Origin of the sequence: Methylobacterium sp. Leaf361 (assembly GCF_001424445.1) — a bacterium.
Classification (GTDB): Bacteria; Pseudomonadota; Alphaproteobacteria; order Rhizobiales; family Beijerinckiaceae; genus Methylobacterium.
The window spans coordinates 144,634-169,038 of the sequence record NZ_LMPY01000089.1; the positions used below are offsets into that span (position 1 = coordinate 144,634).

Below are 24,405 nucleotides of genomic sequence, written 5' to 3' on the forward strand. Positions count from 1 at the left end.
CGGCCGGCCGGAAGCCTCCTTCGAGGCTCCCCTCCGCGGCCGCGCCTCAGGACGAGGGCGAGGATCGGATCGACCTCTCAGGTCGCCCCTCTAGCACGATTTCTCAGCGCAGCTTCAGCGTCGCCAGGCCGGCCATCGCCAGGATCACCGCGATGATCCAGAACCGGATCACGACTTGCGGCTCCTTCCAGCCCTTCTGCTCGAAATGGTGGTGGATCGGCGCCATGCGGAAGACGCGCTTGCCCGTGAGCTTGAACGACGCGACCTGGATGATCACCGACATCATCTCCAGCACGAAGAGGCCGCCGACGATCGCCAGGACGATCTCGTGCTTCGTCGCCACCGCGATCGAGCCCAGCAGGCCGCCCAGCGCCAGGGAGCCGGTATCGCCCATGAAGATCTGGGCCGGCGGCGCGTTGAACCAGAGGAAGCCGAGCCCGGCGCCGATGACCGCGCCGCAGACGACGGCGAGCTCGCCCGTGTCGCGGACGTAGTTCACCTGCAGGTAGCTGGCGGTGAACGAGTTGCCGACGAGGTAGGCGATGAAGCCGAACGTGCCGCAGGCGATCATCACCGGCACGATCGCGAGGCCGTCGAGGCCGTCGGTCATGTTCACGGAATTGCCCGCCCCGACGATCACGAAGGCGCCGAACAGCGGGTAGAACCAGCCGAGGTTCAGGAGCGCGTCCTTGAACACCGGGAACGCGAGCTGGTTCTGGAGCGCGGCGGGCGAGTAGACCGCGATGGTCACGCAGGCCGCCATGGCAATCAGCGCCTCGAGGGCGAGGCGGAACTTGCCCGAGAAGCCCTTGTGCGACTGCTTCGTGACCTTGAGGTAATCGTCGTAGAAGCCGATCGCGCCGAAGCCGAGGGTGACGGTCAGCGTCACCCAGACGTAGTGGTTGCGCGGGTTGGCCCAGAGCAGGATCGCCACGACGGCGCCGGCCAGGATCATCAGGCCGCCCATGGTCGGCGTGCCGCGCTTGGTCAGCAGATGGGTCTGCGGCCCGTCCTCGCGGATCGGCTGGCCCTTGCCCTGGCGGATCCGCAGCAGCGAGATGATCCAGGGCCCGAACCAGAACACGAACAGGCCCGCCGTGAACAGCGCGCCGCCGGTGCGGAAGGTGATGTAGCGGAACACGTTGAGCGGCGTGAAGCTGCTGCTCAGGTCCGAGAGAAGGTACAGCATCCGGGCGCTCGGCCCCCTTGTTCAGGCTCAGGTTTCGGGGGACGGCGCCGCACGCGCAGGCGTGCCGGTCACGGGACGGCCTGGGTCCGCCGGGTCGGATCGACCGCGTAGCGGGCTTTCAGCGCCTCGACAATCCGGCCCATGCGGCTGCCGTTCGAGCCCTTCACCATGACGGCGTCGCCGGACCGCAGGGTCCGGGCGAGCGGCTCGAGCAGGTCGGCCGCGGTGTCGGCCACCGCGCCGCGGCGGCTCACCGGCAGGGCCTCGAACAGGTGGCGCATCAGCGGACCGGCCGTGAAGACGAGGTCGACCCGGGCCGCCTCGATCGCCTCCGCCAGGCCGCGATGCAGGTCGGGCGCGGCGGCGCCGAGCTCGAGCATGTCGCCCAGCACCGCGATCCGGCGGCCGCGGGGCCCGGTCTCGATCCCCGCCAGGGTCGCCAGCGCCGCGCGGACGGCGACGGGATTGGCGTTGTAGCTCTCGTCCACGAGGTAGGCGGTGCCGCCGCCGATCTCGAGGGCGGTGCGCTCGCCGCGTCCCGCCGGCGGCGTCAGGCCGCCGAGCGACAGGGCCGCGCGGGCGAGGTCGACCCCGAGGCTGTGGACCACCGCCATGACGCCCAGCGAGTTCAGCGCCGCGTGCCGGCCGGCGGTGCCGAGCTTGTAAGTGACGGGCTGGCCCATCACCACCGCGTCGATCACCGACAGGTCGGGCCGCAGCACGATCCTCAGGGCGCGGACGTCGGCATCCGCGTGCTCGCCGAAGGTCACCACCCGGCCCGCCCGGGAGGCCTGGGCGTGGGCGGCCAGGCGGTCGAAATGCGGGGCGTCGCGGTTCAGGATGGCGACGCCGCCGGGCTGGAGCCCGGAGAAGATCTCGCCCTTCGCGTCCGCGATCGCGGCCAGCGAGGCGAAATGCTCGATATGGGCGGGCGCGATCGTGGTGATCAGCGCGATGTCCGGCCGGACCTGCGCGGTCAGCGGCACGATCTCGGCGCCGTGGTTCATGCCGATCTCGAACACGCCGTAGCGCGCGGAGCGCGGCATCCGCGTCAGGGTCAGGGGCACGCCCCAGTGGTTGTTGTAGGAGGCCGCCGAGGCGTGGGTCTCGCCCTGCTCGGACAGGACGTGGCGCAGGGCCTCCTTGGTCCCGGTCTTGCCGACCGAGCCCGTGACCGCCACGACCTGCGCGCGCGTCCGGGCCCGGGCGGCGGCACCGAGGCGCACCATCGCGGTGAGAACCGGGTCGGCGCCCCCCTCGGGCACCGCCAGGACGGGGCCGTGGACCGCGAGCGCCTCGGCGCGCGCGGCGCTCACCACGGCGGCGCCGGCGCCGCGCCCCAGGGCGTCGGGGACGAAGTCGTGGCCGTCGCGGGTGTCGCCGCGGATCGCGAAGAACAGGTCGCCGGGCTGGAGCGTGCGGGTGTCGATCGAGGCGCCGCCGATCGCGCGCCCGGCGCCGGCCAACCGGCCGCCCGTCGCGGATTCCAGCTCCTCCCGCGTCCAGAGTGCGGTCATCGTCGGTCCCCCGTCGTCCTCAGGCCGCCGCGGCGATCGCGGCGCGCAGGACCGCGTGGTCCGAGAACGGCAGCGTGCGATCTCCCACGATCTGGCCGGTTTCATGACCCTTGCCGGCCACGACCAGCACGTCGCCCGGCCCGAGCCGGTCGACGGCGCTGTGAATCGCCTCCGACCGGTCGCCGATCTCCTCGGCGCCCGGTGCCGCGTCCAGGATGGCCCGGCGGATGGCGGCCGCGTCCTCGGTGCGCGGGTTGTCGTCCGTGACGATGACGACGTCGGCGAGCCGCTGCGCGATGGCGCCCATCAGCGGCCGCTTGCCCCGGTCGCGGTCGCCGCCGCAGCCGAACACCGCGATCAGCCGGCCCGACGCGAAGGGGCGAAGCGCGGCGAGCACGCTCTCCAGGGCCTCGGGCTTGTGCGCGTAGTCGACGAGGCAGAGGCCGCCCCGCGCCTCGCCGATCCGCTCCATGCGGCCCGGGACGCCGGTGAGATGGTCGAGGGCCGCGAGGACGCCGTCGGGATCGGCCGCCCCCGCCGGGGTAGCCAGCGCGAGGCCGGCCGCCACCAGGGCGTTCTCGACCTGGAACTCGCCGACGAGCGGCAGGCGCAGCTCCCGGGTCCGGCCCGCGAACAGGATCCGGGCGACCTGTGCGAACCCCTCCGTGCGGACCGCCTCGACCCGCAGGTCCCGGCCGCCCCGCCCGACCGTGCGGACCGGCCGGCCGGCGGCCTCGGCGGCGGCGATGACGCGCTCGGCGTAGGCGCCGTCGGCGTTGACGATGGCCGGGCCGCCCGGCGGGAGTAGCTCCGTGAAGAGGCGTAGCTTGGCCGCGAGGTACTCCTCGAGGCTCGCGTGATAGTCGAGATGGTCCCGGCCGAGATTGGTGAAGCCGGCCGCGTCGAGGCGCACGCCGTCGAGCCGGCGCTGCTCGATCCCGTGGGAGGACGCCTCCATGGCGAGATCGGTGACGCCGTCCGCGGCGAGTTGCGCCAGCGTCCGGTGCAGCGTCACGGGGTCCGGGGTCGTGAGGGAGCCGTACTGCGCGCCGCGATTGGTGACGATGCCGACGGTGCCGAGGCTCGCGGAGTCGCGGCCGAGGCGCGCCAGGATCTGGCGGACGAAGTCGGCCACCGAGCTCTTCCCGGCGGTGCCGGTGACCGCCACCACGGTCTCGGGCTGCGGGCCCGCGAGGCGGGCCGCCGCGAGGGCGAGCGACCGGCGCGCGTCGGCGACCGGGATCCAGGCGACCGCGTCGGGCAGGTCGGCGGGACGAGTCCCCTCCCCCGCGACCGCGGCGGCGCCGCGCTGCGCGGCCTGCGCGGCGAAACGTCGGCCGTCGGCCTTCGTGCCGGGAACGGCGACGAACACCGTGCCGGTCGCGACCTGCCGGCTGTCGGCCGTGAGGTCCGAGACGGTCAGGTCCGCGGCGGGGCCAGCAGCCTCGGGGAAGAGGTCGGCGAGCCGCGCGCTCATCGCTGCACCCTCATCGATCCGATCTCACGGGCCGCCCAGCTGGTTGACGTGGTAGGCGTTGAGCTTGACCATCTGCGGGAACGGCCTCACCGGCGGCTCGAATTGCGGCGGCAGGCCGAGGATCGGCGCGACGCGCTCGATCACCTTGCCGGTGACCACGCCGGAATTCCAGGCCGCCGTGGCGTAGCCGCCCGATTCCGGCAGGCCCTGCGGCTCGTCCATGATCGTGACGAACAGGTACTTCGGATCGTTCATCGGCGCCGCCGCCATGAAGGTCGTGAACAGGCGGTTGTGGATGTAGCGGCCGCCGATAACCTTCTCGGCGGTGCCGGTCTTGCCGCCCACGAAGTAGTACGGGACCGCCGCCTTCTTGGCCGAGCCCTCGGCCGCGTTGAGCCGCATGATGTAGCGCATCGCCTCGGAGGTCTGGCCCGAGAGGACGTGCGTGGCCCGCGCCCGCGCCGCCTCCGGTGTCGTCTTGAGGAACGTGGGCGTCATCAGGTCGCCGCCGTTGGCGATGGCCGCCACCGCGGCCGCGGCCTGGATCGGCGCCACCGCGATGCCGTGGCCGAACGCGATGGTGATGGTGTTGATCTCGGTCCAGCGGGACGGGACGATCGGCGCCGCGCTCTCCGGCAGCTCGGTGCGCAGCCGGTCGAGCAGGCCCATCTTCTTCAGGAAGGCCTTGTGGCCGGGCACGCCGACGCCGAGCGCCATCTTGGCGGAGCCGATGTTGGAGGAGTGGGTGAACACCTCCGGCATGGTGATGACGCGGTTCGTGCCGTGGTACTCGTGGATCTTCTGCCGGCCCCAGTTCAGCACGCCGCCCCGGGTGTCGAAGGTCGAGTTGACGTTGTACTTGCCGGAATCGAGCGCCATGGCGAGCGTCATCGCCTTGAAGGTCGAGCCCATCTCGTAGACGCCGACATTCATCCGGTTGATGCGGTCGGGCGAGAGCGCGTCCTTGGGGTCGTTCGGGTCGAAATCCGGCATGGAGACGAGCGCGATGACCTCGCCGGTCTTCACGTCGAGGATCATCGAGGCGCCGGCCTTGGCCTTGAAGTGGTCGATGCCCCAGGCCAGCTCGTCGCGCACGGCGAACTGCGCGCGCAGGTCGAGCGAGAGCTGCACCGGCTTCAGGTCGGCCTGCTTGTTGATCAGCCCGAAGCTGTTGAGGGCCTGCAGCCCGGTGGAGTCGATGTACTTCTCCATGCCGGCGATGCCGATGCCGTCGAGGTTCGTCGCGCCCAGGATATGGGCTGCCGCGACGCCGTTCGGGTAGACCCGCTTGTGGTCGGGCAGGAAGCCGATGCCGGGGATGCCGAGCCGGTGGACCTCGGCCTGCTGCTTCGGGGTCAGCTCGCGCTTCACCCAGACGAAGCCCGCGCCCTTCTTGTCCTTGCGCTGCGTCAGCTTGGCGCGCAGCTCGGAGGCGTCGAGTTCCGGCAGGACGGCGGTGAGCAGCTCGACCGCCTCGTCCTTGTCGTAGATGTTGCCCGGCTCGGCGAAGACCGAGACCGTGCGGATGTCGGTGGCCAGGATCTCGCCGTTGCGGTCGATGATGTCGGGCCGGAAGGCGGTCGAGGACGCGGCCGCGACCCGGTGTTCCTGGCTGGGCGGCTCCCCGAAGATCGCCATCATCAGGAGCTTGGCCGAGATCGTCCCGAACACGCCGACGAAGACCAGCCCGACCATCGCGACCCGCAGGTGGGAGCGCTCGATCGCCAGCCGGAACATGCTGCGCAGGAGCGCCTTGGCGCGGTCGGCGCGCGGCTCGGGCTCGCGCGCCTCCTCCTCCAAGGGGCGCGGCGCGCCGGCGGCATGCGCCAGCGCGGCGGCTTCGAGCAGCGCCGCCTCGTGGTCCGACACGGCGGGTTCGACCGCCGGGTCTAGGGTCTCGTCGGCGTGATCGGACACGGGGGTTTACCTCGAAGCCGTCGTCGGGGTGCGGGTCGTAGTGACGATGCGGGTGATCGAGCCGGTCGTGCGCGGCTCGATCGCGCCCTTGTCCTTGGGCGTCGCCGTGGCGGCGAGCAGACGGCCGATCTCGTCGCCGCGCTCCGGCCGGGCGGGCAGATCCGAGAGGCGCGCCAGGTGGCTGGTGCCGATCGGCTCCAGGGCGAGATGCTTGTCGACGGCCGCCTGGAGCCGGTCGGGCCGCGTCAGGAGCTGCCACTCGGCGCGCAGCACGGCGATCGCCTGCCGCTCCTTGTGCAGGGCGGTCTGGAGCTTCGAGACCTGACCGCCCTGGTAGAGCGTGTCGTACTTGATCGAGTAGGCGTAGATCGCCGAGGCGACGAGGCCGGCCACCGCCAGCAGGTTCAGGAGGCGGATCATCGGCGATGGCCTCCGCGGGCCGCGTCGGGCAGGCTCGCCAGCGCGGTCAGCGCGGCCAGCGGCTCGGGAACGTCGGATTCGGTGCGCTCCGCGGCCCGGAGCTTGGCCGAGCGCGCGCGCGGGTTGCGGGCGGTCTCGGCCTCGCCCGGCAGGACCGGGCCCTTCGTGACGGGACGGAAGCTGCGGACGGTCTCGACCGGGCCCCCGGGCAGATGGCGGGAGCCCTGCGCGGAGCGGCCGCTGCGTGCCGCGAAGAACTGCTTGACGATGCGGTCCTCGAGCGAGTGGAACGTCACGACGGCGAGCCGGCCGCCGGGCCTGAGCACGCGCTCGGCCGCGTGCAGGGCACGGACCAACTCGCCGAGCTCATCGTTCACGGCGATCCGCAGGCCCTGGAAGGTCCGCGTCGCCGGGTGGATGTGGCTGCCGGGCTCGGTCCGGACCACGCCGGCGACGAGTTCGGCCAGCTGCGCGGTGGTCTCGATCCGCCCGCGGCGGCGCGCCTCGAGGATGGTCCGGGCGACCGCGCGCGAGCGCCGCTCCTCGCCGAAATGGTAGATGATGTCGGCCAGAACGGTCTCGTCGGCCTCGTTCACGAGGTCGGCGGCGCTCGGCCCGTCGCAGGCCATGCGCATGTCGAGGGGGCCGTCGCTGCGGAACGAGAAGCCCCGCTCCGGCGCGTCGAGCTGCATCGACGAGACGCCGATATCGAGGACGACCCGGTCGACCTGCGCGATGCCGGCCTCCGCGAGGAGGCTGTCGAGGTCGCCGAAGCGGCCGGAGAGGAGGCGCAGGCGCCCGCCGGACTCCGCGACGAGCGCCTGTCCGCCCGCGATGGCCGTGGGATCACGATCGATCGCGACGACCTGCAGGGCCGGATCCGCCGCGAGGAGCGCGCGGGTGTAGCCGCCGGCACCGAACGTGCCGTCGACCGCGATCCCGCCCGCGGTGCCGAGCGCGTCGACGACTTCCGCGAGGAGGACGGGGACGTGCGGCTCGGACGGCGCCTCGGCGCCGTCGTGGCGGGGCGGACTCTCGGGAGAGGGGCGGCGCCGGCTCATGGCCGCCTCCACTCGGCGGCGGGCCGTGGCACGCGCGGATGGGCGGATTGTCGGCGCGTCCCGGAAACCCGGGCGCGGATGCGGCTCGTGCGTCTCATGGTGCCCTGTGCCGGGCCGCGCGAGCGCGGCGCGCGTGACGGGAACGGCACCGGATGCGGAGCGCGCAAGACGCCGCGCACGGACGGGACCTGCGCGATGGCAGGGTGCGCCCGGCGATCCGATACACGCCGTTGACGGGAGGATGCCGGGTATCATGGGCCTCGGAGGATCGTCAACGCACAAGCTTGGCACTGCCGCGCGGACCGATCTGAACCCGGCAAGGTTAACCGAAGGTTTTTACCGCCGCGGAATCTTCGGCGCGCCGGCCGTCCGCGCGGGAACGCCGGCGGGGCGATAAAGCCTTGCAGGTGCAAGTCTTATCGGGAAGTGGATCAGCCGGCCTGTAAGCCGGGTTCTGTAGGGCCGGAGCGCTCGCGCGCGCCGGCGTGGCAGCCATTCCTCTGGGACGATCGTCGCCGATCGCCTCGAGCAACCAACCCGGGCGACTGGCCTGGAGAGCGGGCCTGCCCTTCTCGCGAAGGGCGCGCCGCCCCTATTCGGTCTTGCTCCCGGTGGGGTTTGCCGTGCCGTCCGCGTTGCCGCGTCCGCGGTGCGCTCTTACCGCACCCTTTCACCCTGACCCCGGACGGATCCGGGGCGGTCTGCTCTCTGTGGCACTGTCCCTGGGGTCGCCCCCGCCGGAGGTTATCCGGCACCGTCTCTCCATGGAGCCCGGACTTTCCTCCCCGAACGCTCGCGCGTCCGGAGCGGCTGCCCGGCCGGCTGATCCGCGGGCAGATGCGCCCGCGGGGCCGTCCGGGTCAAGGGCGCGGGCCCGCTACCAGGTGCCGGTGTTCTCCATCGACTTCCACGGCTCCTGCGGCTCCTTGGCGCCGCCCTTCTGGAGGATCTCGATGGAGATGCCGTCCGGCGACTTCACGAAGGCCATGTAGCCGTCGCGCGGCGGCCGGTTGATGGTGACGCCCTTCTCCTGCAACTTGGCGCAGAAGCCGTAGATGTCGTCGACCTGATAGGCGAGATGGCCGAAATTGCGCCCGCCCGAGTAGGTTTCCGGATCCCAGTTGTAGGTGAGCTCGATCAGGGGCGACTTGGTCGCCGAGGCCCGCTCAACATCGCCGGGCGCGGCGAGGAAGACGAGGGTGAAGCGGCCCTTCTCGTTCTCGACGCGGCGCACCTCCTTCAGGCCGAACGTGTCGACGTAGAAGGCGAGTGCCCGGTCGAGGTCGGCGACCCGGACCATAGTGTGCAGAAATTCCATCGGATCCTGTCCTGTCCTCTTCGAAGACGGGCCACCGGCCCGCTCCGGCTGACTCGCCCCGCTAGCTAGCGGCCGCTCCGGCGGTGAGAAGGCCGTCCGATACAGACTTGGGACAATCGGGCCCGGGCGTTCGCGCGGTCGGGCCCCGTCGAGCCGACCGGGCGGGCGTTTCGGCAGCCCCCGGCATCCTCGGCCCGGCGGCGGGCCTTGCGCCGCGTGCGTCCCGTCGGCCCCGCCGCGAACTCCCGATCCGCCGGAAGAGAGACCCTTCGGCCGAAAGTATGGGCGCGTCTTACCCAGCAAGATGTAGCCCGGCTGCGACGGATTCGTCTTACTCGGTGGGATGATGAGAGCGGTTTCGAACGTCGGGGGCCGTGATGAGGACGCAGGGATCCGAGGGCGGCAGGCATGATGCACAGATGATCGGTCTCGATGCGGCACGCTTCCTAGCCGCAATGCTGGTCATGGTCTTTCATCTCGGCGCCTACGCGTGGCAGGCGCCGCTCTCGACGGCCGGGCGCGCCTTCGACTCCGCCGCAGCTTACCCCGGCCTGTTCGCCTGGACGTGGTTCGGATGGATCGGGGTCGAGTTGTTCTTCGTCATCTCGGGCTTCGTGATCGCCTACTCGGCCGAGCACGCGACCGCGCGCGCCTTCCTGCGCAGCCGCATCCTGCGCCTCGTGCCGGCGGTCTGGATCTGCGCCACGCTCACCGCCCTGGTCTCGCTCGCCATCGGCCGCATGGGGTCCGGTCGGCACGTGCTGCGGGCCTATCTCGACTGCGTCCTGTTCGTTCCGGTCGAGCCGTGGCTGGACGGCGTCTACTGGACCCTCGGCGTGGAGATCGCCTTCTACGCACTCGTCTTCGCGCTGCTGCGGCTCGGGCGATTCCGGAGCATCGGCCCGGTCTGCGCCGTGGTCGGCGGTGTGAGCACCCTCTTCTGGGTCGCGACCTTGGCCGCGCCGAACCTCCCCGCCCTGGCGGCGAACCGCGTGGCCGAGCTGACGCTCCTGCGCCACGGCTGCTTCTTCGCGCTCGGCGTCTTCCTGTGGTTGTCGCTCGTCAAGGGGCCGACGGCCGGTCGGCTCTGCGTGATCGCCGTCTGCGCCGTCGGGGCGCTCGTCGAGATCGGTGACGCGGCCGGGTCGTTCCTGTTCCAGATGGGCCGCAGCGAGGATCCGCTCCTCCCGCGCCTCGTCTTCGCGGGCTGCGTCCTGATGATCGTGGCCAGCGTGCGCGGCAACGCGTGGCTCCGCGTGCGGCTCGGCGAGCGGGGCTGCGCGCTGGCCCGACGGATCGGACTGATGACCTACCCGCTCTACCTCCTGCACAACGTCAACGGTGCCGCCCTGATCCACCGCCTCGGCGGCGGCGGGGTTCCGCCCTACGCGGCGCTCGTGGCCGCGTGCTGCGCCATGCTCCTGCTGAGCTACGCCGTGATGCGCTGGGCCGAGCCGTTCGTCCGCGCCCGCCTGTCCGCCACGCTCGACAGGGTCGGCCTCGAGCGGCCGCTCCGCGCGGAGGGCCGCCCCGCCCCGGGGCTCTGAGCCGGGCGAGGACCGCGCCACGCCGGCCGTTTCGACGGCTCCGATCGTTGCGCCGCGCGCTCCGAGGGACCAGAACGGGCCCGCCCCGCACCCGGAGTGAGCCGAATGCGCACCGAGACGCCGCCGCTGATCCGCCTCGAGGAATACCGGCCCAGCGACTACCTGATCGATCGCGTCGACCTCGACATCCGTCTCGACCCGCACGCGACCCGCATCGACGCGACGCTGACGCTGCGGCCGAACCCCGCCGGCGTGCCGGCGGCGCCGCTCACCCTCGACGGCGACGATCTCCGGCTGGTCTCGGTCGCGCTCGACGGCGCGCCGCTGGCGCCCGACGCCTACGCGGCGACGCCGTCCGGACTGATCCTCCGCGATCCGCCGCAGCGGCCCTTCGCGCTGCGTCTCGTCACGGAGGTGGATCCGACCGCCAACACGAAGCTGATGGGCCTCTACCGGTCGAACGGCGTCTACTGCACCCAGTGCGAGGCGGACGGCTTCCGCCGGATCACCTACTTCCTCGATCGGCCGGACGTGCTGTCGGTCTACACCACGCGCATCGAGGCCGACCGGGCCGAGGCGCCGGTCCTGCTCGGCAACGGCAATCCCGTCGAGACCGGCGCGGCCGGGCCGGACCGCCACTTCGCGATCTGGCACGATCCCCACCCGAAGCCCGCCTACCTGTTCGCCCTCGTGGGCGGCCGGCTCGGGAAGGTCGAGACGCGCTTCACCACGATGGAGGGCCGCCCCGTCACCTGCGCGGTCTACGTCGAGCCCGGCAAGGAGGACCGGGCGGGCTACGCCCTCGACGCCGTCATCCGCTCCATGGCCTGGGACGAGACCGCCTTCGGCCGCGCCTACGACCTCGACGTGTTCAACGTCGTCGCGGTGTCCGACTTCAACATGGGCGCCATGGAGAACAAGGGCCTCAACATCTTCAACGACAAATACGTCCTGGCGAGTCCCGAGACCGCGACCGACGGCGACTACGCGGCGATCGAGGCGATCATCGCGCACGAGTACTTCCACAACTGGTCCGGCAACCGCGTCACGTGCCGGGACTGGTTCCAGCTCTGCCTGAAGGAGGGCCTCACGGTCTTCCGAGACCAGGAATTCTCCTCCGACATGCGCTCCCGGCCGGTGCACCGCATCGCCGAGGTGCGCTCCCTGCGGGCGCGCCAGTTCCCCGAGGATGCCGGGCCGCTGCGGCACCCGGTGCGGCCGCGGGCCTACGCGGAGATCAACAACTTCTACACGGCGACCGTCTACGACAAGGGCGCCGAGATCGTCCGGATGCTGCGGACGCTGATCGGTCCCGAGGCCTTCCGGGCCGGCATGGACCGGTATTACGCCGACAATGACGGCCGCGCCGCCACCGTCGACGACTTCCTGGCGGCCTTCGCGGCGGTGACCGGGCGCGATCTCGGCGCCTTCGCCCGCTGGTACGAGCGTCCCGGCACGCCCCGCCTCGCCGTCGCGGCCGCGTACGATCCGGCCGCCGCCCGCTACACCCTCCGGTTCGCCCAGAGCCTGCCCGGCGGCGGCGCGGAGCCCGGCGGGCCGCCCCTGGTGATCCCCGTGGCCCTCGGTCTCGTCGGGGCGTCCGGGCCGCTGGTGGGCGCGACCTGCCCGGACGTGCCGGACGGCGTCTACGTGCTCGACCGCCCCGAGGCCGAGATCGTGTTCGACGCGGTCGCCGAGGAACCGGTCCCCTCGCTCCTGCGCGACTTCTCCGCCCCGGTCCGGCTCGACCTCGCCCTGACCGACGCGGAGCGGATGCGGCTCCTCGCGCAGGACAGCGACCCGTTCAACCGCTGGCAGGCCGCGCAGGACGTCGCTTTGCGGCTGATCCTCGAGCCAGACGCCGATCGGACGGAGGCGTTCGCCGCGGCACTCGGCCAGTTCCTCGAAGACGAGGCCCTGGCCGACCCGGCCTTCGCGGCCCTGGTCCTGGCGCTGCCGAGCGAGGGCGAGGCCGCCGACGCGGTGCCGGCCGACGTGGATCCCGACGCGATCCACCGGGCGCGATTCAACCTGCGGGCGCGTCTGGGCCAGGCCCTGCGGCCGCGGCTCGAATCGATCGACGCGGCGCTCGCGCCGGTGGCCGGTGCGCCCTACAGCCCCGACGCCGCCTCGGCGGGGCGCCGGTCGCTCCGCAACGCGTCCCTCGACCTGGTCGCCGCCGGCGATCCCCGGGAGGGGGCCGCCCGCGCCGCCGCGCGGCTGGCCGAGGCCACCAACATGACCGACCGGCTCGCCGCCCTCGGCACGCTGGCGCTGATCCCGGGAGAGACCCGCGAGGCCGCCTTCGCGGAGTTCGCGGCCCGCTACGCCGACGAGCCCCTGGTCCTCGACAAGTGGTTCGCCCTCCAGGCCCAGATCCCGGAGCCCGGCACCCTCGACCGGATCGCGCGGCTGCAGGAACACCCGGCCTTCACCATGACCAACCCGAACCGCGTGCGGGCGCTGATCGGGAGCTTCGCGTTCGGCAACCCGACCCAGTTCGCCCGACCGGACGGGGCGGGATTCGCCCGCGTGACCGAGACGGTCGCGGCGCTCGATTCGACCAACCCACAGGTGGCCGCGCGGCTCCTCACGGCCTTCGGATCCTGGCGCCGGCTGGAAAAATCACGCGGCGCCAAAGCGGTCGAAATGCTGAATGGGATCAAGGCGATCCCGGGGCTTTCCCGGGACACCGCCGACATCCTCGCGCGCACCCTCGGAGGCGGCTAACCGTCTGAACCTGCGGTAGAAATCGATTCTCGGGCTCCCGGGCAACACCTGGGTTCCGTCAAGCCCTTATGGTAAAAAATCCGTGGACAAACTGCCCCCCGAAGTGATTGTATTCAGTCAGATTCGGGGGGCCTTCGGGGGCCGGGTGCCCACACCGGATCACAGTTCCCACGGGCGAGGTTCGGCCATGCCGGAGGCGGCTTCCGCTTCCTTCTCCGCGCGTGCGGATTCGAGTCTCACGATCTCGTGGCCCATGCGGAGCCGGGATCCGCGGCTCGGCCAGGCCGAGCGCTGGCTGCGCTACGCCGTGCCGGGAACGCTCGCGGTGTTCCTGGCCTGCCTCGTCGGGCTCGCCACCCTCCATATCCAGGGCCAGCGTGCCGAGATCCTGGCGGGCGCGAAGGCCGAGGTCGAAGGCTTCGCCCGTCTGGCCGCGCGGACGGTGGATCCGGCCGGCACCGTGGCGGAGGACCTGCGCGCCCTGATGCCCGAGAGCGAGCGGCATCCCGGCCGCCGCCTGCTGGTGGTCCGCCCCGACACCCGCATCGTCGCCGCCCATCCGCCGCTGCCGGCCGACCGCACGACCCTCTCGGCGGTGCTCGGCGAGAGCGAGCCGCTCTCCGGCCTCGGCGAGCGCGCCGGCGCGATGGCCCTCGAGCTTCCCGGCGGCGAGAGCGTGCTCGCCGCGGTGCACAGCCTGCCCGGCGGCGCGGGACAGGTGGCGGTGCTCCAGCCCATCGAGCCGCTGCTGCGCGGCTGGAGCGCCCGGACCCGCGACCAGATCGTCCTGATCGCCGCCGCCGCGATCGTGATCGTCGGAGTCGGACTGGCCTACGGCCTGCAGACCCGCCAGGCCGCCCGCGCCGACCGGGCCCGCGAGCAGATCCGCGGCCGCCTGGAGACCGCCCTGCGCCGGGGCGCCTGCGGGTTGTGGGACTGGGACATCGCGCGCGGCCGGATCTACTGGTCCGATTCGATGTACACGCTGCTCGGCTACAGGCGGCAGCACGAGTACCTCTCGTTCGGGGACGTCAACGGCCTGGTCCATCCCGACGACGGCGACCTGTACAGCCTCGCCCGGGGGCTCGCGGCCAACCAGACGCATATCGACCACGCCTTCCGCATGCGCGGCGCCGACGGGGCCTACGTCTGGCTGCGCGCCCGCGCGGAGGTCGTGGCCGACGCCGCCGACGGCGGCCGCCACCTCGTCGGCATCGCCAACGACATCAGCGAGCAGCGGGCCCTGGAGGAGACCAACGCCGCGGCCGACATGCGCCTGCGCGACGCCGTCGAGGCGATCTCGGAAGCCTTCGTGCTCTGGGATACCGGCAACCGCCTGGTCCTGTGCAATTCGAAATTCCGCCACCTCCACGCCCTGAGTCCCGAGGATGCGCAGGCGGGCCGGAGCTACACGGACGTGATGGGCCGCGGCGTGCTGCCCCAGGTCCGGCGGGAATCGCCCGAGGCCGGGATGGCGCTGACCGGCATGGCCGCCCGCACCTTCGAGGCGGAGCTCGCCGACGGCCGCTGGCTGCAGATCAGCGAGCGGCGCACGAAGGACGGGGGCTACGTGTCGGTCGGGACCGACATCACCAGCCTGAAGCGCAATCAGGAGCAGCTCCTCGCCTCCGAGCGCGAGCTGATCGAGACCGTCAAGGACCTCAAACGGTCCCGCCGCACCCTCGAACTCCAGACCCAGCAGCTCGCGGATCTCGCCGAGCGCTACCTCGATCAGAAGGCGGCCGCCGAGGCGGCCAACCAGGCCAAGGCCGAGTTCCTGGCCAATATGAGCCACGAGCTGCGCACCCCGCTCAACGCCATCATCGGCTTCGCCGACGTGATGGAGAACGCGGTTCTCGGGCCGCTCGGCACCCCGCGCTACACCGAGTATTGCCGTGACATCCGCGAGAGCGGTTCGCACCTGCTGTCCATGATCGACGACATCCTCGACATGGCCCGGCTAGAGGCCCGGCGCGTGCGCCTGAGCCCCAGGGCGATCTCCGCCGAGACCGCGATCAGCGCGGCCCTCGCGCCCGTCGAGGCGGCCGCCCGCGAGAAGGCGATCACCGTCAGCGTCGACGTCGTGCCCGGCCTCGAGCTGCTGGCCGATCCGCAGGCGATCCGGCAGATCCTCGCCAACCTCGTGCAGAACGCCGTGAAGTTCACGCCCGCCGGCGGCCGCGTCGCCGTCCGGGGCCGCCGCGCCGGCGCGTGCACCCACCTCTATATCGAGGACAACGGCATCGGCATCCCGACTTCCGACCTCGCCCGCCTCGGCCGGCCCTTCACGCAGGTCGAGCGGCAGATGACCCGGTGCCACAAGGGTTCGGGCCTGGGCCTCGCCATCACCCGCTCGATGGTCGAGCTCCACGGCGGCTCGCTCCGGATCCGCTCCGAGGAGACGGTGGGCACCATCGTACTCGTCCGCCTGCCGGCCACGCCGGCCGAGCGCCCGGAGGCCGGCGTTCCGGCCGGCTCGGCCCCTTCCGCGACGGCCGATTCCACGATTGTCAGGCGCGAGGCGCCGCGGGCGGGCCGTTCCGCCGCCTGAGCGGGGCCGTTCACGGACGCGGATCGAGCCCGCCGCGGCGTGCGAGGCGGCCCTGTTCCGCGTGCCAGCGCGCGTCCGCCACGGCGCGTGCCAGGCGCCGGATGCGCCAGCGCCGGTACAGCGACAGGACCGGGTTGCCGCCGAGACCGGCCTGATGCCGGCTCAGGCGTCGCAGCAGGTCCGGCAACTGCGCCGAGGCCGCCTCGCCCGTGGCGATGTCGATGGCCCGCATTTCCGCCCGGAGCCCCGCCTTCCAGTCGTCCATGACGCCCGCCTCCGCGATCATCGCCCGCCCCCGCGGCCGGCCGGAATTCCCAACAGCCCGCCCGCCGTCTCGCCCGCGGCATGAGTACACGCCGGAAAACCCTCCGTTCCGGATCCGGGTTTGCCCCGCAGGTGGTCCGCCCGGCGGACCGGACTGGAGGATACGGCCGATGCGATCCAGGACAACGTACCGCTGCACGCTTGCGCTCCTGCTCGGGCTCGCCGCCGGGCCCGCGCTCGCGCAGAGCACGGGCTACGTCACGGGTTTCCCGGGCAAGGATCCCGCGGGCGACGAGGAGATCGGCTGGGGGCCGGCCTACCGGCCCGAGACGAGCTTCGCGCAGCCCGGCACGCCGCCGACCCCCGGCGCGATCGCCGGCCGCGCCTATCGTGCCCGGACCGGGCACGGCGTCTACGATCGGGTGCAGGGCGACAGTCTGTACCGGGGCCGGTAGTCCCGCTCACGCCCGATGCGCGACGGCGGCGATGATCGGGCCAGCGCCGAGCGAGGCGCGATACCCCTCTCCCGTGCTGGAGAGGGGCACGGCGCGGATGTCTCGACCGGGATCAGCGGCTCCGTCCAGGCTCTCGAACCCGACCGGGACCGGCCCTAGCGCCGCCGCAGGGCCCGCTTCGCGGCCGCGCGCGCGTCCCGCTCGAACCGGGCGAGCCGGAGGCGCCGCTCCAGCGAGATCACCTGTCGACCGGGCGGGACCGCGATGATCTCGGCGACCGGAACCCGGTCGCGGTAGAGACCTTCCAGCGCCGATCCTTCCAGCGTCGCCGAGTCGAGCCGGTCGGCGAAGCCGGTCTCGTGGCAGGCCCGCACGATCTCGGCCTCGAGCAGCAGGCCCGGGGCGTGGCCGCGCAGATCCTCGTCGTAGGCAGTCTTCAGCAGGGTCGCGGTGCCGTCGCTGACCAGGGCGAGGCTGACGGCGACAGGCCGGCCGTCGAGGGTCAGCGCGTCGGCCCGGACGGCGACCGGGCCCGGAACCGCGCTGAACAGCGCCCTGGCCAGCGCGGCGCTCTCGGGCCGGCAGGCCATGGCGGTGCCGGCCTGCCCCTTCCAGCCGGCGCGCTCCAGGTCGAGGAAGGCCGCGACGAGGCGGGCGAGGTCCGATCCGCCCGTGGCGCACGCGTGGGCGACGGTTCCGGTCTCCGACAGGCGGCGCGCCCGGCGGCGCAGATCCTTGAAGCGCGCCCGGCCGGGATGGTCGGCGAGGAACGCCGCGTGGTCGGCGCGCCGGTCCATGACCGGGCGGTCGAAGCCCGTCACCGTGCCGATGGCCCAGCCGCGCGCGCGCATCGCCGCGAGCATCTCCGGCACGGCGCCCTCCCCGGTCGGCAGCAGCGGCCAGCGCCAGGGGCATCCGCCGGAGGCGGCCTCGAGGCCGGCCACCAGGGCCTGCGCGTGCGCGGCCCGGTCCGGACCCTCGGCGACCAGGGGAGCCGTGGCGGTCACGTAGGGCGAGAGGAAGGGCCGCAGGACCCGGCCGCCGAGGCCCGTCAGGTCCCGGGCCTCACGGTACGGGAGCAGCCCGACGAGACGGTCGCCCGCGCGGACCGTGACGTAGCGGAGGGCCGCCGGCAGCAGCCCGGCGGTCCGATGGGCCTCGATGACGTGCCGGGAGAAGTGCGGGTGCGCCGCGGCGCCCGCCGCGACCAGCGCGTCCCAGGCCTCCGGCTCCGGCGCGTCGCCGAGGGTGACGACGGCTCCGGACGGCGCGCGGAGGGGGCTCGCGGCGATCATCGGACCGCTCCGGCGGCCCAGACCGGGGTCGGCAGCCCGTGGATCCGCCCCGCGGCGCGCGCCAGCAGGGCGGCCCGGCCCACGCTCGCCACCGCGACCGCCACGGCCGCGCCGAGCGTCCCGAGGGCCGGGACCAGGGCGAGGCACAGGCCGGCGGCGGCGAGGAGGCTTCCCGCCGTGATGCCGGCGCAGAGGCGCTCGCCGCCCAGCATGGTCAGGAGATCCTCGCCCGGGCCGAACAGGCTGGCCCCGACGCTGCCGGCGATCAGGATGCCCAGGATCGGCACGCTGTCGCCGAGCCCCGATCCGAACATGGCCAGCAGCAGGGGGCTGACGGCCAGGATCGCGCCGCCGACCACGAGGGTCGCGGCCGCCGTCAGGCGGCCCTGGCGCCGGACCAGCTCGGCGAGGAGGAAGCGGTTGGCCTGCGCCCGGGCGGCGCTGTAGCGCTGGAGCGTCGCCGCGCTGACCGCGTAGTGCACGAACACCACGAATTGCTGGATGCGGGTCGCCGCGAAGTAGATCCCGACCTCGGCCGGGCTCACCAGGGCGCCGAGCACGATCACGTCGACGAAGGTGAAGCCGGCATTGGCGAGGTCGATCGCGGCGATCGGCAGGCCCGTGCCGAGCCACGTGCGCCACCGGTAGCGGTGCGGCCCGGCCGGCAGCTCCCGCCGGAGCCGCGCGGCGAGGAGGGCGGCCTGCAGGGCGGTCGCGACCGCGGCGGCGACCAGCATGCAGGCCATCGCGACCTCGGCCCGGGGCGGCGCGCCGAGCAGGATCGCCGCGACCATGCAGGCCATCATCAGGGTCTGGCGCAGCAGGTAGGGCGGCGCGATGGCGAGCCCGACCCAGTTCTGGCTGCGCGCCACGCCCTCGAGGTAGTCCTGGAGCGCGAAGAGCGGCATCACGCAGAGCGCGACCAGGATCGGTGCCCAGTAGGCGGGGGCGAACAGGTTCGGCTCGAGCACGAGCAGCGCCGCGCCGAGGCAGGCGACGGCGAGCGCCGCTCCGCCGGTCACGAGGGCGCCGGCCCGGATGTAGCCGCGCGCGAGGTCGAGGTCGCCCTGCGCCTGGTCGCCCGGCACGAACCGGCACGCGCCCTGCGACAGGCCGAGGGTCAGGGTGTGGCCCAGCATCGCGGTCCAGACCCAGACCGACGCGAAGATCCCGTAGGCGTCCCAGCCCATCAGCCGCGCCGCGAGCACCTGGGCGCCGTAGGCGAAGCCGGCCGATCCCACGCGGATCGCGAAGACCGTCAGGGCCGCCCGCTGCGGGCCGCTGCGCAGCGCCCGGAGGTGCCGGAGCGCGAGGACAGGGAGGGCCGTGGCTGACACTACGCGCTCCGCGCCGGTCCCGAACTCGGCGGGAGGCCGATCTCTGGCCGTCCGGTCTAGCCCGGGGCGCGTTGCGGCTCGGTTAAGGGCGGCTGGGCCGGGGCCGCCTTGGGCTCCTTGGGCGCCTCCGTCCGCATCAGCGAGGTGGCGATCGTCAGCGCCACGTGCTCGGCCATGCAGCGCAGGCCGAGGTCGTTGAGCCGGAACTGGCGGCCGAGCATGTGACCCTCGCCCTTGTCGCTGCGGCGCGACAGGTACTGCAGGGCCTCGTAGCGCCGGACCAGCGGCACGCCCTGCTGGGTCGCGACGCTCCGGACGGCCTCGACGATCCGGTTGTAGTCGACGTCGGCCGCCATGCTGGCCGTGTAGATCGGGTCGACCAGCACCACGTCGATCCCGTGCGACCGCATCCAGCCCACGGCCTCGGCCAGCGCGCTCGCGAAGGCGTCCACGTCGACGCGGGCGATGGCGTCGTGGGTGCCGACCTGCCAGACGACGAGGTCGGGCTCGGCCTCGGCCACCATGGTGCGCAGGCGCTCGGCGGCCCCGGAGGCGATCTCGCCCGGCAGGCCGCGGTGGTCGATCACGACGTCGACCTTCGGCAGGGCGTGTTCCAGCGCGGCCTCGAGCTTGGCCGGGTAGGAGGCCGAGGCGCCCGGCGCCGCGCTGCCGCCGATCGCCAGGATCTTGAGCGGTCGGTTCTCCGCCAGCGCCGCCTTGACGGCGCCGAGCTGGGCGACGCTGTAGAGCTGCGCCCCCGGGACCCGGCATTCCTGCGACAGGGCCGGATCGTCCGCCACGGGGCCGGCGGCCTGCTCGGCCGCGGTCGCGCCGCCGGAAGGGCCCGACAGCAGGAGCGCGGCCAGCGCCGCGGCGAGCCGGGCCCGCGTCATGCGCGGGGTCGCGACGATCTGCTGCGGCTGCGCCATTCGACGAACCATGCCGTAAACCCCAGCCCGACGAGGCCCGAGCCGGCGACCAGCATATCGATCAGCGCGCCGCCGCCCGTCTGGAAACGCACGAGCTGTCCGATCAGGCTCAGGATCGAGCCCATCGAGAAGACAGCCAGTGAATTCCGGCCCATCTGACTCAGATAACCGACGACGCGGCCGATTCGGGGGGCGAGCACCGCGTAAAGCGGTGCAAACGCTAACAATACCCCCAGGAAATGAACCAGTCGCGCCGGGGTCAGGTAAGTCTTCTCGAACGTGAACAGCAGGCGCGGCTCCGGAACGAGCATCGGATCCGGGCGGATCTCCGTCACGGCGAGCACGATCCCGAGGAGAACGATCACGACGCCCGCCGGGATCAGGCGCCGCGACCAGCGGCGCAGGGCGTCGGAGCGGAGGTTCCAGCCCTGCAGGACGAAGCCCAGGACGAGCAGGAGCTGCCAGCAGAGCGGATCGAAGAACCAGTCGCCCTCGCCCGGCCAGGACGGGACGTTCCACCCGAAGACGAGGCTCGCCAGATAGACGCTCACGGACAGGCCCAGGGCCCCGAGCAGGCTGAAGCGGCCGACCAGGACGAAGACGGGCGCGATGCCGATCAGCAGCACGTAGAGCGGCAGGATGTTGAAGTAGCCGAGCTGGTAGGTCAGCAGCGCCATCCCGCAGACCGACTGGATCGGGTCCGCGAAGAAGCCGCCGGCATTGTGCCACTCGAGGATCAGGGGGTTGTCGAGCAGCAGCGCCGCCCCCGCGATGATCGCGAGCGCCAGGAGCATCACGGTCAGCTGCGCCCGGTAGACCTCGACCGTGCGGGCGAGGAGCCGCACCACGCTCCGGCCCGGCGGCTCCGGGTTGCCGTCGCGCCCGCGGGTGGCGATCCCGATCGACCAGCCGGCCAGGAACACGAACAGCTCGGCCGCGTCCGAGATGCCGTACTGCGAGAAGGTGTAGCGCTCGAAGGTGTTGCCCGGGATGTGGTTGATGAAGATCGTGATCAGGGCGAAGCCGCGCCAGAAGTCGATCGCGTTGGGGTCCCGCATCGTCGCGGCGGCTCCGAGTTTCGACGCATCAGGATGGCGGCGGCGGGAACGCGGCCCCTGATACGGCGCCGCATCGCTTCTGCAAAGGCGAACAAAGGTGGGGATCGCGCGGCCCGATCGAACCGGACGGTCACACCCGCGTTATGGCCCGGCACGGAGTTCCGCACCTATGACCCGCCCCCTCACCGCCCTCGGCCTCGCGATCCTCCTGCCGGTCCAGGCGACCGGCCCCGCGCTGGCTCAGGCCCAGACCGGCACCGGCGGCGGCCCCGCCTCCACGGCGACCGCCCCCAACACCTCGTCGGTCGGCCGCGTCATGCCGCCGAGCCGCGGCGCCGGTGCCGAGACGCCGGACGACCGGCGCGTGCGGACGCCGCGCGAGGCGGAGAACGACAAGCTCATGCGCAGCATCTGCATCGGCTGCGCCCCCCGATAAGGGGGCAGCGACGGGGCGGCGACCCCGCGCCGCCGGCGGCGCTACTTGCCGCGGCGCAGGCGCAGGTCGTCCTCGCTCTCGCGGGAGAGGCGCAGCAGGTTCTGCCCGTAGGCGGTCTTGGCGAACATCTCGCCGCGGGCCACGAGCTGGTCGCGGGTGATGAACTTCTGCAGGTAGGCGATCTCCTCCAGACACGCCACCTGCAGGCCCTGCCGGTTCTGCAGGGTGCGGACGAACTCGCTCGCCTCCAGCAGGCTGTCGTGGGTCCCGGTGTCGAGCCACGCGTAGCCGCGCGACATGCGCTCCACGTGCAGCTGGCCGCGCTGCAGGTAGGCCTCGTTGACGCTGGTGATCTCCAGCTCGCCCCGGGCCGAGGGCTTCACGTCGGCGGCGATGTCGAGCACCTGGTTGTCGTAGAAGTACAGGCCGGTCACCGCCCAGGTCGATTCCGGGTTCTGCGGCTTCTCGACGATCTTCGTCGGCCGCCCGGACTTGTCGAGGTTGACGACGCCGTAGGCCTGGGGGTTGTCGACGTGGTAGGCGAAGACGGTCGCGCCCTGCTTGCGGCTCGACGCGCGCTCCAGGAGCTCGCCCATGCCGGCGCCGAAGAACAGGTTGTCGCCGAGGATCAGCGCCACGTCGTCGTCGCCGACGAAGTCGCGCCCGATCACGAAGGCCTGGGCGAGGCCCTCCGGCCGCGGCTGCAGGGCGTAGGAGAACTTGAGGCCGAACTGCTCGCCGGTGCCGAACAGGCGCTTGTAGTTGTCGAGGTGCTCCGGCGACGAGATGATCAGGATCTCGCGGATGCCGGCGAGCATCAGCACCGAGACCGGGTAGTAGATCATCGGCTTGTCGTAGACCGGCAGGAGCTGCTTGTTGATCGACAGCGTGGCCGGGTGCAGGCGCGTGCCGGATCCGCCGGCCAGAACGATGCCCTTCATGGCTTGGAAACTCCCTCTGAGACCGGCCCGACGAGCCGGTCCAGGATGTCGTCGAGCGCCGCCTGCCAGGGCCGCGGCGCGATGCCGTAGGCGGCCGTGAGGCTGTCGGTGGACAGGCGCGAATTGGCCGGCCGCCGGGCCGGTGTCGGGTAGGCGGAGGTCGGAATGCCCTTGACCGGCACGGAGCGCCCGCCGCGCCGGGCCGAGCCCGCCACGATCGCCTCGGCGAAGCCGCACCACGTGGTGTCGCCCCGGTTCACGCAGTGGAACGTGCCGGTCGGCGCCTCCGGATCCGCGGCCATGGCCTGCGCGATCGTCGCGAGGGCCGCGGCGAGGTCGGCGGCCGAAGTCGGGCACCCGTGCTGGTCGTTCACCACGGTCAGCGCGTCGCGCTCCGCCGCGAGCCGCAGCATCGTCTTGACGAAGTTGCCCCGGTGCCGGCTCACCACCCAGGCGGTCCGCACGATGGTGTGGCGCGGGTTGCCGGTGCGCACCGCCAGCTCGCCGGCGGCCTTGCTGGCACCGTAGACGCTCTGCGGGTCGATCGGCGCGTCGGGCGCGTAGGCCCCGTCGGGCTTGGTCCCGGCGAAGACGTAGTCGGTCGAGACGTGCACCAGCGGGATTCGCTTGGCGGCGGTCGCGGCCGCCAGGATCGCCGGGGCCAGCGCGTTGAGGCGCCACGCCGCGACGACGTCGGACTCGGCCTTGTCGACCGCCGTGTAGGCGGCGGTGTTGATCACCGCCCGGTAGGCGCGGGCGGCGAGCGCTGCCGCGACGGCGTCCGCGTCGGTGATGTCGAGGTCCGCGCGGCCCGGCGCGTGGACGGTGACGCCGTCCGGCCAAGTCAGGGCCTGCAACTCGGTGCCGACCTGGCCGGCGCCGCCGAGGACGAGGACGTCCATCAGCCGTTGAGCCCCAGGCGCTCGCCCTTGTAGCGGCCCTCGCGGATCGGGCGCCACCAGCCCTCGTTGCCGAGGTACCACGCCACGGTCTCCTCCAGCGCCTGCTCGAAGGTCTTCTGCGGGCGCCAGCCGAGCTCGGTCTCGGCCTTGGTGCAGTCGATCGCGTAGCGCCGGTCGTGGCCCGGGCGGTCGGCCACGAAGCTGATCAGCTGCTCGTGCGGCGCGCCCTGCGGGCGCAGCCGGTCGAAGGCCGCGCACAGCGCCTTGACCACCGCGAGGTTGTTGCGCACCGCGCGGCCGCCCAGCAGGTAGGTCTCGCCGATCCGGCCGCGCTCCAGCACGGCCACGAGGCCCTTGGCGTGGTCCTCCACGTGGATCCAGTCGCGCTCGTTCAGGCCGTCGCCGTAGACGGGCAGCTTCTTGCCCTCGAGGGCGTTGAGGATCATCAGCGGGATCAGCTTCTCGGGGAAGTGACGCGGCCCGTAATTGTTCGAGCAGTTGGTCACCAGGACCGGCAGCCCGTAGGTCTCGTGCCAGGCGCGGGCGAGGTGGTCGGAGGCCGCCTTCGAGGCCGAGTAGGGCGAGCGCGGATCGTAGCGGCTCTCCTCCGTGAAGAACGCGTCCGGCGGCAGCGAGCCGTAGACCTCGTCGGTGGAGACGTGGAGGAAGCGGAAGGTCTTCCTCTCGGCCTCCGGCAGCGTCTCGTAATGGCCGCGGGCGCCGTCCAGCATGGTCTGCGTGCCGATCACGTTGGTGCGCACGAAGGCGCCCGGGTCGGTGATCGAGCGGTCGACGTGGCTCTCGGCGGCCAGGTGCATCACCGCCTCGGGCTTGAAGTCCGCGTAGGCCTTCTGCACGGCGGCGCGGTCGCAGATGTCGGCCTCGACCAGGCGATGGCGCGGGTTGTCGGCGAGCGGCGCCAGCGAGACCGGGTTGGCCGCGTAGGTCATCGCGTCGAGGGTGCAGACGTCGTGGCCGAGATCGTTGACGAGGTGCAGCACCAGCGCCGAGCCGATGAAGCCGCAGCCTCCGGTCACCAGGATGCGCATGGTGGATTACCT

The 24,405-nt window shown here is 72.6% G+C and carries 20 protein-coding genes and 1 other RNA gene; 5 read left to right on the forward strand and 16 right to left on the reverse strand.

Annotation, left to right across the window (positions count from 1 at the left end; genetic code table 11):
* Positions 1–103 precede the first annotated feature (103 nt).
* The 8 genes from mraY to ASG32_RS31800 all read right to left on the reverse strand — a co-directional run bounded on the left by mraY (position 104) and on the right by ASG32_RS31800 (position 8,899).
* Positions 104–1,189, reverse strand: coding sequence for a phospho-N-acetylmuramoyl-pentapeptide-transferase (mraY, locus tag ASG32_RS31770; RefSeq protein ID WP_020094123.1), 1,086 nt, complete (start codon positions 1,187–1,189; stop codon positions 104–106).
* 68 nt (positions 1,190–1,257) lie between these two features.
* Positions 1,258–2,706: a UDP-N-acetylmuramoylalanyl-D-glutamyl-2,6-diaminopimelate--D-alanyl-D-alanine ligase gene (locus tag ASG32_RS31775; protein WP_056534051.1), complete on the reverse strand. Its 1,449-nt coding sequence runs from the start codon at positions 2,704–2,706 to the stop codon at positions 1,258–1,260.
* 19 nt (positions 2,707–2,725) lie between these two features.
* Positions 2,726–4,183, reverse strand: coding sequence for a UDP-N-acetylmuramoyl-L-alanyl-D-glutamate--2,6-diaminopimelate ligase (locus ASG32_RS31780; RefSeq protein WP_056534053.1), 1,458 nt, complete (start codon positions 4,181–4,183; stop codon positions 2,726–2,728).
* Positions 4,184–4,207: 24 nt separating this feature from the next.
* Positions 4,208–6,100, reverse strand: a complete 1,893-nt coding sequence (locus ASG32_RS31785; RefSeq protein ID WP_056534056.1) for a penicillin-binding protein 2 — start codon at positions 6,098–6,100, stop codon at positions 4,208–4,210.
* Between the two features lie 6 nt (positions 6,101–6,106).
* On the reverse strand, positions 6,107–6,520 hold the full coding sequence (locus ASG32_RS31790) for a hypothetical protein (protein ID WP_056534058.1): 414 nt from the start codon (positions 6,518–6,520) through the stop codon (positions 6,107–6,109).
* The gene (gene rsmH / locus ASG32_RS31795) at positions 6,517–7,581 is read right to left on the reverse strand and encodes a 16S rRNA (cytosine(1402)-N(4))-methyltransferase RsmH (RefSeq protein WP_056534060.1); all 1,065 of its coding nucleotides are present in this window, start codon (positions 7,579–7,581) and stop codon (positions 6,517–6,519) included. The genes ASG32_RS31790 and rsmH overlap by 4 nt, the downstream gene beginning before the upstream one ends.
* A 427-nt stretch (positions 7,582–8,008) precedes the next feature.
* Positions 8,009–8,407: RNase P RNA component class A (gene rnpB / locus ASG32_RS31925), an RNA gene on the reverse strand.
* Between the two features lie 51 nt (positions 8,408–8,458).
* Positions 8,459–8,899: a VOC family protein gene (locus ASG32_RS31800; protein WP_056534063.1), complete on the reverse strand. Its 441-nt coding sequence runs from the start codon at positions 8,897–8,899 to the stop codon at positions 8,459–8,461.
* Between the two features lie 419 nt (positions 8,900–9,318).
* Here ASG32_RS31800 and ASG32_RS31805 point away from each other — a divergent pair, with 419 nt between their 5' ends.
* From ASG32_RS31805 to ASG32_RS31815, 3 genes are all read left to right on the forward strand, one after another.
* Positions 9,319–10,446, forward strand: coding sequence for an acyltransferase (locus ASG32_RS31805; RefSeq protein ID WP_244492335.1), 1,128 nt, complete (start codon positions 9,319–9,321; stop codon positions 10,444–10,446).
* 105 nt (positions 10,447–10,551) lie between these two features.
* On the forward strand, positions 10,552–13,176 hold the full coding sequence (gene pepN / locus ASG32_RS31810; RefSeq protein ID WP_056534069.1) for an aminopeptidase N: 2,625 nt from the start codon (positions 10,552–10,554) through the stop codon (positions 13,174–13,176).
* A 253-nt stretch (positions 13,177–13,429) separates the two neighbouring features.
* Positions 13,430–15,727 carry a PAS domain-containing sensor histidine kinase gene (locus tag ASG32_RS31815; RefSeq protein ID WP_244492336.1) on the forward strand — a complete coding sequence of 766 codons (2,298 nt, stop codon included), beginning with the start codon at positions 13,430–13,432 and terminating at the stop codon, positions 15,725–15,727.
* Positions 15,728–15,737: 10 nt separating this feature from the next.
* Here the strand turns inward: ASG32_RS31815 and ASG32_RS31820 are convergent, their stop codons facing one another.
* Positions 15,738–15,992 carry a hypothetical protein gene (locus ASG32_RS31820; RefSeq protein WP_026605077.1) on the reverse strand — a complete coding sequence of 85 codons (255 nt, stop codon included), beginning with the start codon at positions 15,990–15,992 and terminating at the stop codon, positions 15,738–15,740.
* Positions 15,993–16,161: 169 nt separating this feature from the next.
* On the opposite strand from ASG32_RS31820, the gene ASG32_RS31825 reads away from it, so the two are divergent.
* On the forward strand, positions 16,162–16,446 hold the full coding sequence (locus ASG32_RS31825) for a hypothetical protein (RefSeq protein WP_056534075.1): 285 nt from the start codon (positions 16,162–16,164) through the stop codon (positions 16,444–16,446).
* A 155-nt stretch (positions 16,447–16,601) separates the two neighbouring features.
* Here ASG32_RS31825 and ASG32_RS31830 read toward each other — a convergent pair whose 3' ends face one another.
* Genes ASG32_RS31830 through ASG32_RS31845 form a run of 4 tightly spaced genes read right to left on the reverse strand, consistent with a single transcriptional unit; the run spans position 16,602 to position 21,065 of the window.
* Positions 16,602–17,741 (reverse strand): GNAT family N-acetyltransferase, encoded by a 1,140-nt coding sequence (locus ASG32_RS31830; protein ID WP_056534078.1) that lies wholly within the window; start codon positions 17,739–17,741, stop codon positions 16,602–16,604.
* Positions 17,738–19,078 (reverse strand): lipopolysaccharide biosynthesis protein, encoded by a 1,341-nt coding sequence (locus tag ASG32_RS31835; RefSeq protein WP_056534081.1) that lies wholly within the window; start codon positions 19,076–19,078, stop codon positions 17,738–17,740. Before ASG32_RS31835 ends, ASG32_RS31830 begins: the two co-directional genes overlap by 4 nt.
* A 56-nt stretch (positions 19,079–19,134) precedes the next feature.
* Entirely contained in the window at positions 19,135–20,007 is an 873-nt protein-coding gene (locus ASG32_RS31840) for a GDSL-type esterase/lipase family protein (RefSeq protein WP_056534084.1), read from the reverse strand.
* Positions 19,968–21,065, reverse strand: a complete 1,098-nt coding sequence (locus ASG32_RS31845) for an OpgC domain-containing protein (protein WP_020094109.1) — start codon at positions 21,063–21,065, stop codon at positions 19,968–19,970. Before ASG32_RS31845 ends, ASG32_RS31840 begins: the two co-directional genes overlap by 40 nt.
* A 169-nt stretch (positions 21,066–21,234) precedes the next feature.
* Between ASG32_RS31845 and ASG32_RS31850 the strand changes: the two genes are divergently transcribed.
* Positions 21,235–21,501 (forward strand): hypothetical protein, encoded by a 267-nt coding sequence (locus ASG32_RS31850; RefSeq protein ID WP_199866188.1) that lies wholly within the window; start codon positions 21,235–21,237, stop codon positions 21,499–21,501.
* Between the two features lie 41 nt (positions 21,502–21,542).
* Here ASG32_RS31850 and rfbA read toward each other — a convergent pair whose 3' ends face one another.
* Genes rfbA through rfbB form a run of 3 tightly spaced genes read right to left on the reverse strand, consistent with a single transcriptional unit; the run spans position 21,543 to position 24,393 of the window.
* Positions 21,543–22,442, reverse strand: a complete 900-nt coding sequence (rfbA, locus tag ASG32_RS31855; protein ID WP_056534087.1) for a glucose-1-phosphate thymidylyltransferase RfbA — start codon at positions 22,440–22,442, stop codon at positions 21,543–21,545.
* Positions 22,439–23,344 carry a dTDP-4-dehydrorhamnose reductase gene (rfbD, locus tag ASG32_RS31860; protein ID WP_056534090.1) on the reverse strand — a complete coding sequence of 302 codons (906 nt, stop codon included), beginning with the start codon at positions 23,342–23,344 and terminating at the stop codon, positions 22,439–22,441. Before rfbD ends, rfbA begins: the two co-directional genes overlap by 4 nt.
* The gene (rfbB, locus tag ASG32_RS31865; protein WP_056534093.1) at positions 23,344–24,393 is read right to left on the reverse strand and encodes a dTDP-glucose 4,6-dehydratase; all 1,050 of its coding nucleotides are present in this window, start codon (positions 24,391–24,393) and stop codon (positions 23,344–23,346) included. Before rfbB ends, rfbD begins: the two co-directional genes overlap by 1 nt.
* Positions 24,394–24,405: the final 12 nt, after the last annotated feature.

Coding starts and splice junctions, on each gene's coding strand:
- mraY (WP_020094123.1), bottom strand. CDS start 1,189: ATGCTGTACCTTCTCTCGGACCTGAGCAGCAGCTTCACGCCGCTCAAC.
- ASG32_RS31775 (WP_056534051.1), bottom strand. CDS start 2,706: ATGACCGCACTCTGGACGCGGGAGGAGCTGGAATCCGCGACGGGCGGC.
- ASG32_RS31780 (WP_056534053.1), bottom strand. CDS start 4,183: ATGAGCGCGCGGCTCGCCGACCTCTTCCCCGAGGCTGCTGGCCCCGCC.
- ASG32_RS31790 (WP_056534058.1), bottom strand. CDS start 6,520: ATGATCCGCCTCCTGAACCTGCTGGCGGTGGCCGGCCTCGTCGCCTCG.
- rsmH (WP_056534060.1), bottom strand. CDS start 7,581: ATGAGCCGGCGCCGCCCCTCTCCCGAGAGTCCGCCCCGCCACGACGGC.
- ASG32_RS31800 (WP_056534063.1), bottom strand. CDS start 8,899: ATGGAATTTCTGCACACTATGGTCCGGGTCGCCGACCTCGACCGGGCA.
- ASG32_RS31805 (WP_244492335.1), top strand. CDS start 9,319: ATGATCGGTCTCGATGCGGCACGCTTCCTAGCCGCAATGCTGGTCATG.
- pepN (WP_056534069.1), top strand. CDS start 10,552: ATGCGCACCGAGACGCCGCCGCTGATCCGCCTCGAGGAATACCGGCCC.
- ASG32_RS31815 (WP_244492336.1), top strand. CDS start 13,430: ATGCGGAGCCGGGATCCGCGGCTCGGCCAGGCCGAGCGCTGGCTGCGC.
- ASG32_RS31820 (WP_026605077.1), bottom strand. CDS start 15,992: ATGGACGACTGGAAGGCGGGGCTCCGGGCGGAAATGCGGGCCATCGAC.
- ASG32_RS31825 (WP_056534075.1), top strand. CDS start 16,162: ATGCGATCCAGGACAACGTACCGCTGCACGCTTGCGCTCCTGCTCGGG.
- ASG32_RS31830 (WP_056534078.1), bottom strand. CDS start 17,741: ATGATCGCCGCGAGCCCCCTCCGCGCGCCGTCCGGAGCCGTCGTCACC.
- ASG32_RS31840 (WP_056534084.1), bottom strand. CDS start 20,007: ATGGCGCAGCCGCAGCAGATCGTCGCGACCCCGCGCATGACGCGGGCC.
- ASG32_RS31845 (WP_020094109.1), bottom strand. CDS start 21,065: ATGCGGGACCCCAACGCGATCGACTTCTGGCGCGGCTTCGCCCTGATC.
- ASG32_RS31850 (WP_199866188.1), top strand. CDS start 21,235: ATGACCCGCCCCCTCACCGCCCTCGGCCTCGCGATCCTCCTGCCGGTC.
- rfbA (WP_056534087.1), bottom strand. CDS start 22,442: ATGAAGGGCATCGTTCTGGCCGGCGGATCCGGCACGCGCCTGCACCCG.
- rfbD (WP_056534090.1), bottom strand. CDS start 23,344: ATGGACGTCCTCGTCCTCGGCGGCGCCGGCCAGGTCGGCACCGAGTTG.
- rfbB (WP_056534093.1), bottom strand. CDS start 24,393: ATGCGCATCCTGGTGACCGGAGGCTGCGGCTTCATCGGCTCGGCGCTG.